This is a genomic window from Pseudomonas sp. BIOMIG1BAC, assembly GCF_001705995.2.
In the GTDB taxonomy this organism is placed as follows: Bacteria; Pseudomonadota; Gammaproteobacteria; order Pseudomonadales; family Pseudomonadaceae; genus Aquipseudomonas; species Aquipseudomonas sessilinigenes.
Genome location: NZ_CP049045.1, coordinates 383,507 through 397,506, shown reverse-complemented (window position 1 = coordinate 397,506; position 14,000 = coordinate 383,507). Strand labels below are relative to the sequence as shown.

13 protein-coding genes are annotated in these 14,000 nt (G+C 64.5%); 4 read left to right on the top strand and 9 right to left on the bottom strand.

Annotation, left to right across the window (positions count from 1 at the left end):
• Positions 1–19: 19 nt before the first annotated feature.
• The 5 genes from ATY02_RS01800 to ATY02_RS01780 are packed head-to-tail and all read right to left on the bottom strand — an operon-like array spanning position 20 to position 5,067.
• Positions 20–1,465, bottom strand: a complete 1,446-nt coding sequence (locus tag ATY02_RS01800; protein WP_068576239.1) for an efflux transporter outer membrane subunit — start codon at positions 1,463–1,465, stop codon at positions 20–22.
• A complete protein-coding gene (locus ATY02_RS01795) occupies positions 1,462–2,352 on the bottom strand; it encodes an HlyD family secretion protein (RefSeq protein ID WP_068576241.1) in 891 nt (296 codons plus the stop codon). The genes ATY02_RS01800 and ATY02_RS01795 overlap by 4 nt, the downstream gene beginning before the upstream one ends.
• Positions 2,349–2,558: a DUF1656 domain-containing protein gene (locus ATY02_RS01790; RefSeq protein WP_022643266.1), complete on the bottom strand. Its 210-nt coding sequence runs from the start codon at positions 2,556–2,558 to the stop codon at positions 2,349–2,351. The genes ATY02_RS01795 and ATY02_RS01790 overlap by 4 nt, the downstream gene beginning before the upstream one ends.
• Positions 2,555–4,642 carry an FUSC family protein gene (locus ATY02_RS01785; protein WP_068576243.1) on the bottom strand — a complete coding sequence of 696 codons (2,088 nt, stop codon included), beginning with the start codon at positions 4,640–4,642 and terminating at the stop codon, positions 2,555–2,557. The genes ATY02_RS01790 and ATY02_RS01785 overlap by 4 nt, the downstream gene beginning before the upstream one ends.
• Complete coding sequence (locus ATY02_RS01780) at positions 4,639–5,067, bottom strand: MarR family winged helix-turn-helix transcriptional regulator (RefSeq protein ID WP_068576245.1); 429 nt, start codon at positions 5,065–5,067, stop codon at positions 4,639–4,641. Before ATY02_RS01780 ends, ATY02_RS01785 begins: the two co-directional genes overlap by 4 nt.
• A 194-nt stretch (positions 5,068–5,261) precedes the next feature.
• On the opposite strand from ATY02_RS01780, the gene ATY02_RS01775 reads away from it, so the two are divergent.
• Positions 5,262–5,540: a hypothetical protein gene (locus ATY02_RS01775; RefSeq protein WP_022643264.1), complete on the top strand. Its 279-nt coding sequence runs from the start codon at positions 5,262–5,264 to the stop codon at positions 5,538–5,540.
• Complete coding sequence (locus ATY02_RS01770) at positions 5,537–5,824, top strand: type II toxin-antitoxin system RelE/ParE family toxin (RefSeq protein WP_068576248.1); 288 nt, start codon at positions 5,537–5,539, stop codon at positions 5,822–5,824. The genes ATY02_RS01775 and ATY02_RS01770 overlap by 4 nt, the downstream gene beginning before the upstream one ends.
• Position 5,825: 1 nt before the next feature.
• Here the strand turns inward: ATY02_RS01770 and ATY02_RS01765 are convergent, their stop codons facing one another.
• The 3 genes from ATY02_RS01765 to ATY02_RS01755 form a co-directional block, all read right to left on the bottom strand.
• Positions 5,826–6,071: a DUF2789 domain-containing protein gene (locus ATY02_RS01765; RefSeq protein WP_068576250.1), complete on the bottom strand. Its 246-nt coding sequence runs from the start codon at positions 6,069–6,071 to the stop codon at positions 5,826–5,828.
• Positions 6,072–6,085: 14 nt separating this feature from the next.
• Complete coding sequence (locus ATY02_RS01760; protein ID WP_068576252.1) at positions 6,086–6,547, bottom strand: aminoacyl-tRNA deacylase; 462 nt, start codon at positions 6,545–6,547, stop codon at positions 6,086–6,088.
• A 148-nt stretch (positions 6,548–6,695) separates the two neighbouring features.
• Positions 6,696–8,273, bottom strand: a complete 1,578-nt coding sequence (locus ATY02_RS01755) for a glycosyltransferase family 39 protein (protein ID WP_068576255.1) — start codon at positions 8,271–8,273, stop codon at positions 6,696–6,698.
• 264 nt (positions 8,274–8,537) lie between these two features.
• Here ATY02_RS01755 and ATY02_RS01750 point away from each other — a divergent pair, with 264 nt between their 5' ends.
• Complete coding sequence (locus ATY02_RS01750; protein ID WP_068576257.1) at positions 8,538–10,754, top strand: outer membrane assembly lipoprotein YfiO; 2,217 nt, start codon at positions 8,538–8,540, stop codon at positions 10,752–10,754.
• The gene (locus ATY02_RS01745; protein ID WP_068576259.1) at positions 10,724–11,470 is read left to right on the top strand and encodes a DUF3142 domain-containing protein; all 747 of its coding nucleotides are present in this window, start codon (positions 10,724–10,726) and stop codon (positions 11,468–11,470) included. Before ATY02_RS01750 ends, ATY02_RS01745 begins: the two co-directional genes overlap by 31 nt.
• Positions 11,471–11,517: 47 nt before the next feature.
• Here the strand turns inward: ATY02_RS01745 and ATY02_RS01740 are convergent, their stop codons facing one another.
• Positions 11,518–13,983 carry a TonB-dependent siderophore receptor gene (locus tag ATY02_RS01740; protein ID WP_068576261.1) on the bottom strand — a complete coding sequence of 822 codons (2,466 nt, stop codon included), beginning with the start codon at positions 13,981–13,983 and terminating at the stop codon, positions 11,518–11,520.
• Positions 13,984–14,000: the final 17 nt, after the last annotated feature.

The window sequence follows — 14,000 nt, the reverse complement described above, 5'->3', positions numbered from 1 at the left end:
TCAAAGCATAGCAACGGCCTCAGGGTTTCGTGGCTGGCGGAGCTTGCGTTCGTCCGCTTTCCCAACCGCCGCCCAGGGCCAGGAACAAGTCGATCTGGCTCATCGCTACCTGGGTGTTGGCCGCCGCCAGCTGGGCGCGCATGTCGGTGTAGGTACGAGTGGCCTGCAAGTCGGCGAGGAACGACGCCCGTCCGGCCTGGAAGAAGCGGTGGGTCTGGTCCGCCGCCACCTGTGCCGATTGCTCGGCATCGGCCAGGGCATCACGGCGCTGCAGCTGGGCGCTGTACTGGGCCAGGCCGGTCTGGGTTTCGCGGATGGCGTTGAGCACTACTCCGTCAAAATGCGCCAGGGCCGCCTGGCTCGTCGCCTCGGCTTCATGGATACGCTCACGGGCGCCATTGGCCGGTACCGTCCAGCTGATCACCGGGCCGAAGCCCCAGCGGTTGGTGGAAGCCTTGCCCAGGTTATCGAGAATGCCCACGGTACCAATGGTGGCGCCGATGCTGATGTCCGGGTACAGGGCCCCGGTGGCTACCCCAATTTGTGCGGTGGCGGCCGCCAGGTGGCGCTCGGCCTGGCGCACGTCGGGACGGCGCTTGAGCAGCGCGGCACCGTCGCCCACCGGCAGCAGTTGGGCGATATGCGGCAGCTCGGCGCAACTGGCGGTGCCGGCGGGCAATTGGTCCACCGGCCTGGCCAGCAGCATCGACAGGCGGAACAGCCCCGACTGGCGCGCTGCTTCGTAGCGCGGCAACTCGGCCCGCAAGGACTTGAACTGGGTCTGGGAGCGGGTGACCTGGGTTTCGTCGCCACGCCCGGCATCGCGCAGGCGCTGGGTCAACTCGGTGCTCTGGGCTTGCAGGTCCAGGGAGTGCTCGGCGATTTCCCGTTCTTCGTTGGCCGCGCAGACCTGGGTGTAGGCCCGCACCACATCCGCCACCAGGGTGATGCGGGCGATGTCCGCTGCGGCCTGGGTCGCATCGGCATTGGCCTTGGCCGCCTCGATGCCGCGCTGCAGGGTGCCGAACAGGTCGAACTGGTAGGAGGTGCTGATGGACAGGTTGCCGACGTTGGCCACCGGCACTTTCTCCGGCAGCAGGAAGGCCTCGCCGGACTCCTGCAAGCGCTCGACCCCGGCCTTGACCCCACCGCCCCAGCCACCGGCGGCCTGGGCTTCATCCACCTGGGCCCGGGCCCGGGCCAGGTTGGCCGCCGCTACGCGCAAATCGGTGCTGGAAGCCAGGGCCTGCTGCACCAACTGGTCCAGGCGCGAGTCGCGGTACAGGCGCCACCAATCGCCGGGCACCGGGGCCGAGACCACATTGGCCCCCTTGCCTGCCAGCTCGCCTTGCAGGTCCGGGCGTTGCAGCGCCGCATCCTTGGGCAACTGGTAATCCGGCCCGACCTGGCAGGCCGAAAGCAGCAAGCCAAGCCCGAGCAGGGCCAAACGTGCGCCGTGGTTCATTGCCCGGGCTCCTGCTTGGCCTGGTCGTCGATGATCGACACCGTGGCGGTGCGCCCGGCGATCATGCGAAAGTCCGCCGGCACATCGTCGAAGGCGATGCGCACCGGGATCCGCTGGGCCAGGCGTACCCAGCTGAAAGCCGGGTTGACGTTGGGCAGCAGGTTACTGCCGCTGCTGCGGTCACGGTCCTCGATTCCGGCGACGATGCTCTCCACATGCCCGCGCAGGCGCGCGCGGTCGCCCACCACGCGGATATCCACGGCCTGGCCGATATGGATGCCGTCGAGCTTGGTTTCCTCGAAGTAGCCGTCGATATGGAAGGAATTGCTGTCCACCACCGACAGCACTGGGCGCCCGGCAGTGACGAATTCCTGGGGCCGTGGCGCACGGTCGTTGACGTAGCCGTCCACCGGGCTGCGCACCACCGAGCGGTCGAGGTTGAGCTGGGCACTGTCCACCGCCACCTGGGCCTCGGCCAGGGCCGACTGGGCCCGGGCCTCGCGGGACTGGCTCTCTTCCAGTTGCTCGCGCGGCACCAGGTTGCCCAGGCCGCGGTTGCGCTTGGCCTCGCGCTGGGCCTGGGCCAGGGTTTCCTGGCGGTCGGCCAGGTTCGCCCGGGCCTGGCGCAGGGCCAGGTGGAAGCGGTCCTGGTCGATGCTGAACAGCACCTGGCCACGCTTGACCAACTGGTTGTCCTTGACCTCTACCTGCTGGATCAGCCCGGAGACATCCGGAGCGATCTGCACGATATCGGCACGGATATGCCCGTCCCGGGTCCAGGGCGCGAACATGTAGTACATCACCATGCGCCAGACCACCACGACCGCGAAGGTCACCACCAATAACGTCAGGACCACACGACCGATGGTCAATAAAGGTTTTTTCATGTCATCAGGTATCGGCTGAGAGAGTCGACGACGCCTAGCAACAAGGCGTAGAGACCCACGTTGAACAGTGCCCGGTGCCAGACCAGGCGATAGAAATGCAGGCGTGTCAGCAATCCGTGCACCAGCAGGTACACGCCATAGGTGATGCCCATCAGCACCAGCAGCGTGGGCAGGAACACCCCGCTGATATCCAGATCACCGATCATAGGGGCGCTCCATCGATGCCAGGGGGAAGGGGGGCTTCATGTTCGCCCGAGGCCACGAACTCCACGCCCGGCAACAGCGCCAGGCGCAGGCCACTGAGGGCGTGCAGCAGGTGCCGGCGGGTTTCGTCGTCGCCCTGCAGGCGTTGGCTGTCCAGGGCCCGGCGGGTGCGATCCAGGGTCATCAGCAAGGGGCTCGGCGCCTCGAGGCGCTCACCGGCCTTGAGACAGGCCTTGAAGTACTCGCCCACCTCGGCCACCACCTGGCGCAACAGGCCCTGGGCCACACCCTGGACCCGGGGCGCATAGGCCAGCAGATCCAGCACGTTGAGCGCCACCCGCAGTTCGCGCAGGGCGACGCCGGTGTCCTGGCCAGTCATGGCCAGGCGCGGCAGGTGCTGCATCAGCCGGTCGAGCATTTGCGCGCCCATGTGCCGGTGCTCGGCCAGGGTCGCCGGCTCCGAAAGGCTGACGATGTCGCGCCAGCTGAAGCGGGTCAGGCGCTTGGCCGCCAGCTCCGAACCGAACGGCCGGGCGACCAGGGTCCAGATGAAGGCGAACAGCAACCCGATGGGGCCTGCCAGGTTGGAGTTGGAAAAGTTCAGGAAGTCGGCGTCGTAGGCACCCTGGATACTGATGAAGGACGCGGTGTTGACGATGGTCAGGAGCATGCCCAGGTAGAACCTGGGCTGCACGGTCAGGGTGCCGACGCAGATGAAGGGCACGGCGAACACCAGCACCAGCATGGCGAAATCGTGCAGGTTGGGCAGGATCAGGAACAGGTAGAGGCTGGCGAACAGCACTGATAGCGCGGTCCAGAAGAAGAACCGGTAGATCTGCGGCGCCGGGTCGTCCATGGCGGCGAAAAAGCTGCAAGCCACCGCCGCCAGGATCACCGCGCTGCCGCCGTCGGTCCAGCCCAGGAGAATCCACAGCACCGAGGCGACGATAATCGCCAGCACCGTGGAGCCCGCCGAATAGAGCATCAGCCCACGATCGAGGAACGGCGTCAGCCGGCCCAGGCGCCAATGGCGGTAGACCGCGCGCCAGGTGTCCTGGCTTTCGCACTGGATGGCGTACTGCAGGCTACGGCAGTCCTGCCACAGGTCGATCCACTCGCCCAGGCGGTACAGGGTATTGGAGAACAACAACTGGCTCCGATCGTCCAGGGCCTGGGCATCGGGCTGCAGGGCTTCGAGCTCGCTGCGCAGGGCCTGCCAGCGCTGCGTCGAGGCATCCTGGGCGGTACTTTCCAGCCACTCGTCGGCCTTGGCCAGCAAGGGCGCGAAGCGTTCGGCCAGCTGCGGCGCCCGACGTTCCAGGGCAGACAAGGCGTCGTCCAGGGCGTCCACCACCGGCAGCAGGTGGATCATTCGCCCACGCAGTTCCTTGGTGTTGCGCACCGTCTGCGGCCGCGCGCCTTCGTGGGGCAACTGGCCGATCATCATTTCCAGGGTGTTGAAGGTCGCCACCATCGAGGCGCGCAGGGCACTGACCTCCTCAGGCTGCACATTGCGGGTGAGGAAGCGCCGGCTGTAGGTCGCGGCATCGGCGAACCACTTGCCCGCCGACCCGACGAACACCGGGGCCAGGCGCCGGGGCCAGAACAGGCTGCCGACCACTGCAGCGCAGATGATGCCGAGGAAGATTTCCTCGGTCCGCGCTTCCGCCACGTCCCACACGGCCAGGGGGTTGTCCACCACTGGCAGGGCGATCATCGGCAAGGTGTAGCCGGCCAGCATCAGCGCGTAGTTGTTGGCCGTGCGCAGGTGCATGGACAGGAACAGCAGGATGCCGGTCCACAGGGCGATGATCACCACCAGCAGGTAGGGGCTCTGCACGAACATCGGCACCAACAGCACCGCGGCCGAGGCGCCGAGGAAGGTACCGATGGCGCGGTACAGCGCCTTGGAACTGGTAGGGCCGACGAACGGGCTGGAGACGATGTACACCGTGGCCATGGCCCAATACGGACGGGGCATCTGCATCAGCATGGCGATGTACAGGGCGATCATCGATGCGGCGAAGGTGCGCACGCCGTAGAACCAGTCTCGCGCAGGAGGCACGCCGGTGAAAAAGCCTTTCAAGATGGCTGCACCGGCGCGTGGTTGGCGGACTCGAAGGCCTGGATCACCCGCAAGGCCGCTTCCAGGTCCTGGGCACTGATGCCCGCCAGGACTTCGTGACGCAGGCGCACCAGTTCGCCCTCCACTGCCTGCACCAGCTCGCGACCGCTGTCGGTCAGGCTCAGGCATTTGGCCCGGCGGTCATGGGGGTCCTCGCTGCGACGCACATAACCGGCATGGCACAGCTGGTCCAGCAGGCGCACCAGGGACGGGCTCTCCATTCCGGCCGCATGGGCCACGGCCACCTGGCGTACACCCTCACCCAGCCGCCCGATCATCAACAGGGGCACTGCGCAGGCTTCGGAGACCCCGAAGTTGATCAGGGTGTTCTGGCAGATCCGACGCCAATGCCGCGCCGCGACCACCATGCCACTGCTGATGTTCATGTGAAGAGATTCAAGGGAATTGGACACAAGACTGTTCGCACACTGATAGTTTGCTAACTATCAATATGACATCGGCGGATAATTTCAGTCAAGTTTTGTAACAAATATCCGGGTCATCCGCTTAGTCCGACGCCTGAAAGAGCCTAGTACAGAAAAGGTATATACTTTTTCATTACTTTTTCGAGGTTTGCCCCATGTCCAAGCACGCCATTTTCACCATGAAGCTGGAGACCGAATTGCGTGATCAGTTCATGGCCGAAGCGCAGGCCTCGCATCGCCCCGCTTCGCAGATCGTGCGGGAGATGATGCGCGAGTTCATTCAGAAGCAACGTGAAACTCGCGAATATGAAGAATTCCTGCAGCAGAAAGTGCAATTGGCGCGCACATCCATGGCGGCTGGACAGGGCCACAGCCATGAGGAAGTGGAAGCAGAGTTCGCGGCCAGGCGCACGCGGGCAGCAAAGCGAGAATGAACATTGTCTGGACACCCGAAGCCATACAGGATCGTGCCGATATCTGGGATTACCTGCATGCCCACAATCCACGGGCGGCCATCGAAATGGACAGCCGCTTCAGCCAGTGCATGGGGCAACTGGCCAAGAACCCTTATTCCGGCTCGATCGGGCTGGTTGCCGGAACCCGTGAACTGATACTCCATCCCAGTTATCGCCTGGTCTACCAGATCGACCAACAGCGAATCTGGATCCTGGCACTCCTGCATACCGCTCGCCTGTGGCCCCCCATGCGCACTCGCTGAGCTAACCTCCCCGCCCCTTCCTCAACAACACATCCAGTTGGTCCACCACCTCGGCCCAGTCGGCATCGTCGAGGATTTCATCGCGCAAGAAATCCGCCTGGCTCTTGCTCCAGAAAAACGCATCCGCCAGGTGCAGTTCCGGTTTCAGCGGGGAATGGGAGGCGATGAAACGCTCGATGCTCACCGGGTCATCGGCCAGCCCCAGTTGCTTGAACAGCGCTGGCAGGGTGTGGGTCGGTGATTCCATGGGACAACTCCTGATCAGTGACAGACTTCGCAAACCTCGGCATTGGGCACCATGCGCAGGTACTCGGCCATGCTCATGTGCACCAGGCTGTGGTGGTTGCCGGCCTCCAGGTAGATGTCCTTCTGCCGGGTCAGCAATGGGTCGATGACCACGTCCAGCCCGTAGGACTCGCCCAGGGCCGGCACCGCTCCACGCTCGCAGTCGTTGAACAGATACGCCAGGGTGCTTTCCCGGGTGACCCGCCACTGCTCGCTGCCGCGTACCTTGCCCAGGTCCAGGTGGCGGCTGGCCGGCAGCACCGCCATCAGGTAGCGGCCGTGCTGGTCGTCGAGGATCACCGACTTGGCCAGGCGCTCCGCCGGCACCCCCGCCACCCGTGCCGTTTCCAGGCTGCTGGCCGAGTGGGGATGGGTTACCAGATCGAACTGGCAATGGGCTTGTTCCAGACTGTGTTGCACGGTTCTCGCCATACGCATGATGCACCTCGGTACCCCGGTCCCCGGGGACAGGACTGTGACTCCCAAGTGCAAGTCTAGGCCGGGTACCGACAGCTGCCGGACAAACTTCCAAACGGTGGCTCCTGGCCCGGCATCGACTTATCCACAGCCTGCCGCGCGCACTCGGTCAGCGCCCCGGGCAAGCGCCGCAGGTCTCGTACAGGACCGCCTGGGTATCGCCACCGGCATGCTGGTCGAGCTTTCGCCAATGACCGGGAATCGACGGGAACTCATCCGGATCGACCCGACTCATTACCAGCCAGACCCGACCGTTACCAAGGGGCAAGTCCTCCAGGCGGTCGAGGTAGACCCCGGCATTCTCATCGATCAAGGTGCCAAAGCCGTAGCGGTTGGGGCGGGTCGACACACCAGCCGCTGTCGGCGGCGTGTACAGCCGGGGCGCGGTATGGCTGCGGTCGTAGTAGCCCCAGGTCAGGTACCAGAACATGTCCCCCAGCACCACCTGGTCACCGTCCAGGGTGTGGCGGTTCATGTACTCGACCATGTTGTCGAACTGGTCGTCGGCGTCCACGGTGTAGTTGTTCTTCAAGCCCACCCCGAACACCGCCAGCACCACCAGCAACAAGGCCACGGCCAGGCCCTTGGAGCGCTGCGCCAGCCAGTCGATGGCCAGGGCCAGGCACAATGGCAGCCCGAGCGCGGGCACCGTCAGGTAGCGCTCGATGAACACCGGGGAAATGAACGACACCGCGAACACCAACAGCAGCGGCACGACGCTATAGACCACCAGCAAGGTCGGCAGGCGGGAGCGGCTGCGGTCGGTCCAGGCCAGGTACGCCAGCACCACCGTCAGCAACACCGGCAGGCTGACGAACAACCAGCCGGGCATGCCTTCACCATCGTCCTGGGCCAGCAGTTGCCAGATCATCGAAGGCAATGAGCCCAGGGTGACCGGCGGCTCCCAGCCGACATCACCACCCGCCTTCAACGCCTCCATATGCAACACCAGGTCCACCAGCCCCGGCAGCCAGGGCAGGAACAGCAGCACGATGGCGACGTTGGCCCACCACCAGCTCCGGCGCCGCAGGAAATGCCGCGCCGATTCATCCTGGGGCAGGGCCAGGTAGAGCCAGTGCGAGACCACGCAGAACGCCGTGAAGTAGTGGGTATAGAAACCGGCCGCCATCAGCACGGCGTAGATCGCCAGGTAGCGCCGGCGCTGGGGCGCGCGCACCCAGTAGACCAGCGCCAGGGTCGCTCCCAGCAGCCACACGCCCAACAGCGAATACATGCGCACTTCCTGGCTGTAGCGCACCGCTGTCGGCAGCAGCGCCAGCAGCAGGCAGGCCAGCAGCGTGGCCCGCCGACCGGCCACCAGGTGCATCAACCAGGTCCCGAGGAATACCGCGAGCGCCCCAGGCAACGCACTCATCAGGCGGATCGACAGGATCGAGTCGCCGAACAGCCCTATCCAGCCATGCAGCAGAACGAAATACAGCGGCGGATGGACATCGTAGGCGGCATGCGCCCAGATGCCGGACAACGGGAACTGGGCCAACAAAACACTGGAACCCTCGTCGCCCCAGATCGCCGCCGCCGTCAGCTCATAGAAGCGCAGGGCCAGGGCCAACAGCAGCAGGGGCACCAGCCAGGGTTCGCGAAGCAATCGCGCCAGGGGCTGCGAATGCGTGACAGCCTGGCGATACAGTCCCTTGGCCGCTTGATCAGTACTCGGTACGCCCATCACCACCCTCTGCCGATAGATCTTCGCTCCCACCCGAGAGCCATGACGCGCTGATTGTAGGCCAGAACCCCCGCGGCTTGTCCGGGACTTATGGTTGCGCGCCCGTCGATAAATCACCCGCCTTCGCTACGCGCACATCCACGCTGTCGATCGGCGCACAACAGATCCGGGCAGATCGCCATATAATCCGCGCATCGGGCCGTCCACCTCACTCATCAACAGCTGAAGGCTTGTCCTGATGGCCTCCTGAATTAGGGACAATTCATGCGCATCGCACTCCTCTCATCGCTGATCCTGGCCACTCTCTGCACCAGCCAGGCCCAGGCCAGCTCCGACGACTTCTGTGCACCGACCTGGAAGCTCTACTCCCACCGACTGGACGGCTGCAGCAACCTGCCCTTCCTCAGCCCAGGTAACGACAGCCGGATCAACCTGCGCCTGTTGATGGCCGACCAGGGCAGCCTGGCGCTGGTGCCCCGTGCGCTGACCAAAGATGACCTGAGCCTGGGTTTCGGCCCCGTGCCCTTCCCGACATACCGCTTGCGGCCACTGGACCCGGCGGACGAGCACGACGGCGACAGCGCCAAGGCAAGCCTGTCTCCCGCTGCCACCGAGCTCAACAGCCGGCTGCAGGCCCTGGGCATCTCCCGCGACAACCAGAAGGCCGCCGGAGACAACTTCATCGAGGGCGAAGGCAGCCGCTGCCGCAGCAACTCGGACGCCAGCGCCCTGGCCTTCGTCGCTCAACTGGACAACCCGCAACTGAGTCCCGCTGACCGCCAGGCCCTGGCCCAGGCCCGGATCAAACTGCTGGGAGCCTGTTCCTGGGAAGCCAACCCGCTGACCGACCTTCTGCCGGCAAACCTGGCTTCTGCCCCGGCTCGCGACCTGGCCAGCTATCTGCAGGCCAGCGTCCAGTTCTATGACGGTCACTTCGATGACGCGACCAGGGGCTTCACCAGCCTCAAGGACAACGCCCTGCCCTGGCTGGCCGAGACGGCCACCTACATGCTGGCGCGCACCGCTCTCAACCAGGCCCAGCAGAGCGCCCTGGACGAATGGGGCACGGTCAACCTCAAGCTTGTGGATAAGTCGGCGCTGCAACAAGCCGGGGCAGGCTTCGATGCCTACCTGAAAACTTATCCACAAGGGCTCTATGCCGTGTCCGCCCAGGGGCTGATCCGCCGTGTGCACTGGCTGCAAGGCGATACCCGGACCCTGGCCGATGACTACGGCCAGCAACTGACCCGGAGATCGGACAACTCCGACGACAAGCGCCAGGACGACCTGGTGGCGGAGATCGACTACAAGCTGCTGGACAATCCCGACGCCGATATCCGGGTCCCACTGCTGCTGGCGGTCCGGGACCTGATGGACATGCGCAAAGATCCATCGTCCAGGCTGACCCGCGAAGCCTTAACGCAACACAAGGCCCTGTTCAGCGAGCAACCGGCCTTGTACGACTATCTGCAAGCGGCCTTCATCTTGTTTGTCGAGCAGCAGCCAGCAACAGCGCTCAAGCAATTGCCGACGCAGATTCCAGCCCAACTGGACTACCTGGCCTTCAGCCAACAGACCCTGCGCGGCCTGGCCATGCAGGCCCAGCAAGACTGGAAGGGCGCAACGCAGCTGTGGCTGCAACTGCTACCCCTGGCCAAGCAACCGTTACAACGCGAACAACTGGAACTGGCCCTGGCCTACACCTACGAACGCAGCGGCCAACTGGCCAAGGTGTTCGCCGCCGACTCGCCGATCGAGTCCGCCCAGGTGCGCGCCATCCTCCTGCGCCATGTGGCCTCGCCCGAACTACTGCGCCAGCAAGCTCGCCAGGCCGATTCGCTCGAGGAACGCAACACCGCGTACTTCGTCCTGCTGTACAAGAGCCTGACCCGTGGCCGGTACGCCGCCTTCACCGAAGACTTGCACAGCGTCAACCAGGGCCTGGATACGAGCCAGGGCAAGGGCGTCCTGTCCAACGACAACATCGGCAACTACCTGGGCTACATCTACGCCGACGGCCCTTCGCTGCAGGTGTTCAACTGGAATGGCCAAGGCGAGGCGGGCGAGAGCGCCAACTACACATGCCCGGGCATTGCCGAAACCGCAGCGACCTTGCAGAAGAACCCCAAGTCCCCGTCGGGCCTGTTGTGCCTGGCGGAATTCATACGGCTGAACAACTTCGACCAGATGCCCCTGGATACCAAGCCCGAGGCCGATCGGCTGGGCGGCACCCCGGACCAGTTCCCGGGCAGTACCTACTCGCGACTCGACAGCTACCAGCAAGTGATCGACAACCCCAAGGCCAGCCGCGATGAACGGGCCTTCGCCCTGTACCGGGGGATCTACTGCTATGCCTCCTCGGGCAACAATCGTTGTGGCGGCAAGGGTGTCGAGCCGGATGTGCGCAAGGCCTGGTTCCGCCAGCTGAAGACCAAGCTGGGGGACACTCAATGGGCCCAGTCGCTGCGTTACTACTGGTGAGGAACTACCTGGGCTGCTGCCTGCTGCCGCTCTGGCTGTGCTGGGCATTCCCGGCAGCCGCCGCCGTAGACGCGACCGACCACGATGCCTTCTGGCTATGGAGCGGGGTCAGGACTCAACCGGTATTGGCCCAGGCCAAGGTCCTGTACATCCTCCAGGGCCAGGTCAGTCGCTCGCGGCGCCACCCTGGACGTGGCGTCGAGCTGATCGCCCAGGGCCTGCCGGTGTCGCGCCTGAGCCAGGACCAGGTCTGGGTGGTCTATCGCGCCCATACCCTGGCCTGGCCGGAAACGATCTACAGCCAGTTGCTCGGCCAGGTGCAACGCTGGCAAGACAGCGGCACCCAGGTGGTGGGCGTGCAGATCGACTTCGATAGCAGCACCGGCGAACTGGAGCGCTACGGGCACTTCCTGAGCGACCTGCGCCAGCGCCTGCCCTCGCGATACCGCTTGAGCATCACCGGCCTGATGGACTGGAGCAGCAACGGCGACCCGCAAGCCATCAGCCAGCTCAAGGGCGTGGTGGACGAGGTGGTGGTGCAGACTTACCAGGGCCGCTACAGCATTCCCAACTATGCCTCCTATCTGCCGCGCCTGGATCGCATGGGCCTGCCCTACAAGGTCGGCCTGATCCAGGGCGGCGACTGGCAAGAGCCCCAGGCGCTGCGCGACAGCCCCTGGTTCAGGGGATACGTGGTGTTCCTGCAGAATCCATGAGCCAGCAGGCCCCTCGTCGAGAGGCCAATGCCTGGCCCCATGGCCTTTTACCAGTCGTAGGTCAGGCTCGAGACCATGGTGCGCCCCTCACCGTAGTAGCAGTCCCAGTCGCTGGTGCAATTGGCCACGTAGGTCTTGTCGGTGACGTTCTTCACGTTCAGCGCCAGCTTCACGCCCTTCCACTGCAGGGGTGATTTCTCCAGGTCATAGGACAGGCTGGCATCGAACACGGTGTAGGAAGGAATCTGGAACGCCCCCTCGTAATCGGTGCCATAGCTGCTTTTGACATAACGCGTCCCCACGCCCGCCCCGAGGCCCGCCAGGGGCGTGTCACCGAGGAGGGTGTAGTTGAGCCACAGCGAGGCGGTCAAAGGTGGCATGCCCGCTGGGTGCCGCCCTTCGCGCCCATCATTGTCCTTGGTGTACTTGATGTCGTTGCGTGACGCCGAGGCGGTGATATCCAGCGACTCGCTGAGGCTGGCCTTGGCTTCGAACTCGATGCCCCGGGAGCGAATCGAGCCGGTCTGGACATTGAACCCGGGGTTGGCCAGGTCGACGCTGAGCATGTTCTCCTGGTCCAGCTGATAGACCGACACTTGCACGAAGCTGTCCTGGCCCGGCGGCTGGTACTTGATACCCACCTCGTACTGCTTGCCAGTGGACGGTTCGAACACGCTGTTATGCACATCGGTGCCGCTCAATGGCAGGAAGGATTCCGAGTAGCTGACAAAGGGCGCCAGGCCATTGTCGAACAGGTACACCAACCCGGCACGGCCAGTGAAGGCCTGGTCCCTGGCATTGGTATGGCTACCACCGAGCGGCGCCTTGTTGTCGGTCTCAGCCCAATCCTTGCGACCGCCCAGCACCAGCACCCATTTCTCGTACTTGATCTGGTCCTGCAGGTACAGGCCGGTCTGGATGATGGTGTTGTCCCACTGGTAAGGACGCGCGAAATTCAGCGACTGCCCATAGGTGGGCGTGAAGAGGTCGATGATCGGCGGGTTGAAGTCGTACTTGCCATCGAACTTCGAGTTGGAATGGTAGTAGTCCAGGCCCATCACCAGGGTATGGCGCAAAGGCCCGGTATCGAATTCGGCCTGGGCGATGCTGTCCACGCCGTAGACCTTGTTGTGCTGCTTCCAGTCCACTCCGTAGCGGGTGCTGTAGCGCTGGTCGTCGAGCCCGGTCCTGGGGTTGGTGACGAACCTGTAGCCATGCAGCGGGGCACGATAATGGTCATCCACATCGGCATAGCGAGCGTTCTGCTTGAGGGTCCAGACGTCGTTCAAGCGATGGGAAAACTCATAGCCCAATACATACTGCTGGCGGTCATAGGCATTGACCCCAGGCTCGCCAAGGAACAGGTCGCGATCGATCTTGCCATTGGGGTTGCGAAACACCGTGCCGACGCTCGGCAGGCCCTGGGCCTCGGGTACGTCGTTGTCCTTCTGGAACTGGGCGAACAGCGTCAGCTGGGTATCGTCGTCAGGCCGCCAGGTCAGGCTGGGAGCGATGAACTGGCGCTGCTGCTGGACGTAGTCGATTTCCGCCTGGCTGTCGTTGGCCAGACCGGTCAGGCGATAGAGGAACTGCCCCTGCTCATCCAGCGGGCCGCCCAGGTCCAGGGCGATACTCTTGTGGTCGTAGCTGCCGGCCTCCAGGACCAACTGATGCAGAGGCGTGGCAGTGGGTCGCTTGCTGACCATGTTGACGATACCGCCTGGCTGGTTCTGCCCGTACAGCACCGAAGCCGGTCCCTTGAGCACCTCGATGCGCTCCAGGGAATACGGCTCGATCTGCAGGGCGCCGCCGGTACTGCCACCGCCATAGGGCAGGTGCAGGCCGTCCAGGTACATGGGGATAGGAGCGAAGCCCCGGGAGGTGGGTTCGTCGAAGATTTTCACCCGGTCGGCGAAACCGCCACCGGTCATGCCTGGCGTGTACAGCAGCGCCTCGGTCACGCTGTGGGCGCCGCGGGCCTTGATTTCCTTGGCGCCGACCACGTTGATGGTCTGCGGGATCTCCACCAGTGCCGAATCGGTCTTGCTGCCCGTGGCGCTGCGCTTGGCCACCAGCCCCGGCACCGCGCCCCAGGCATCCTCATCGAATTGGGTAGCGCCTACCCGCGTGGGAGACAGTTGCAGCCCCCCATCCTGGGGCAAAGGTTGCAGGCTCCAGCTGGAACCGCTTTGCACCGCCTGCAAGCCACTCCCGGCCAGCAACGCTTGCAAGCCCTGGGCGACCTCGTAGCGGCCCTGCAGGCCCGCGCTGTGCTTGCCGGCGGTCAGGCTCGCATCCACCGACAGGAGGATTCCCGAGGCGCTGGCAAAACTGTTCAGTACCTGGTCGAGACTGCCTGCAACGATCTGATAATCACGCGCCTGGCTGTGGCTGGCGCTATCGGCCAGGGCCAGGCCTGGCATCACCGGAGCGATAGCCAGCAGGGCGATAAGGGCTCGGCGTCGGGCAGCAGGGCCCGGGGTCAAGATGGATGCGACGGTCTGGTAAGGCATTCCTGAACTCCCCATGA

Coding starts and splice junctions, on each gene's coding strand:
- ATY02_RS01800 (WP_068576239.1), bottom strand. CDS start 1,465: ATGAACCACGGCGCACGTTTGGCCCTGCTCGGGCTTGGCTTGCTGCTT.
- ATY02_RS01795 (WP_068576241.1), bottom strand. CDS start 2,352: ATGAAAAAACCTTTATTGACCATCGGTCGTGTGGTCCTGACGTTATTG.
- ATY02_RS01790 (WP_022643266.1), bottom strand. CDS start 2,558: ATGATCGGTGATCTGGATATCAGCGGGGTGTTCCTGCCCACGCTGCTG.
- ATY02_RS01780 (WP_068576245.1), bottom strand. CDS start 5,067: ATGAACATCAGCAGTGGCATGGTGGTCGCGGCGCGGCATTGGCGTCGG.
- ATY02_RS01775 (WP_022643264.1), top strand. CDS start 5,262: ATGTCCAAGCACGCCATTTTCACCATGAAGCTGGAGACCGAATTGCGT.
- ATY02_RS01770 (WP_068576248.1), top strand. CDS start 5,537: ATGAACATTGTCTGGACACCCGAAGCCATACAGGATCGTGCCGATATC.
- ATY02_RS01765 (WP_068576250.1), bottom strand. CDS start 6,071: ATGGAATCACCGACCCACACCCTGCCAGCGCTGTTCAAGCAACTGGGG.
- ATY02_RS01760 (WP_068576252.1), bottom strand. CDS start 6,547: ATGCGTATGGCGAGAACCGTGCAACACAGTCTGGAACAAGCCCATTGC.
- ATY02_RS01755 (WP_068576255.1), bottom strand. CDS start 8,273: ATGGGCGTACCGAGTACTGATCAAGCGGCCAAGGGACTGTATCGCCAG.
- ATY02_RS01750 (WP_068576257.1), top strand. CDS start 8,538: ATGCGCATCGCACTCCTCTCATCGCTGATCCTGGCCACTCTCTGCACC.
- ATY02_RS01745 (WP_068576259.1), top strand. CDS start 10,724: ATGGGCCCAGTCGCTGCGTTACTACTGGTGAGGAACTACCTGGGCTGC.
- ATY02_RS01740 (WP_068576261.1), bottom strand. CDS start 13,983: ATGCCTTACCAGACCGTCGCATCCATCTTGACCCCGGGCCCTGCTGCC.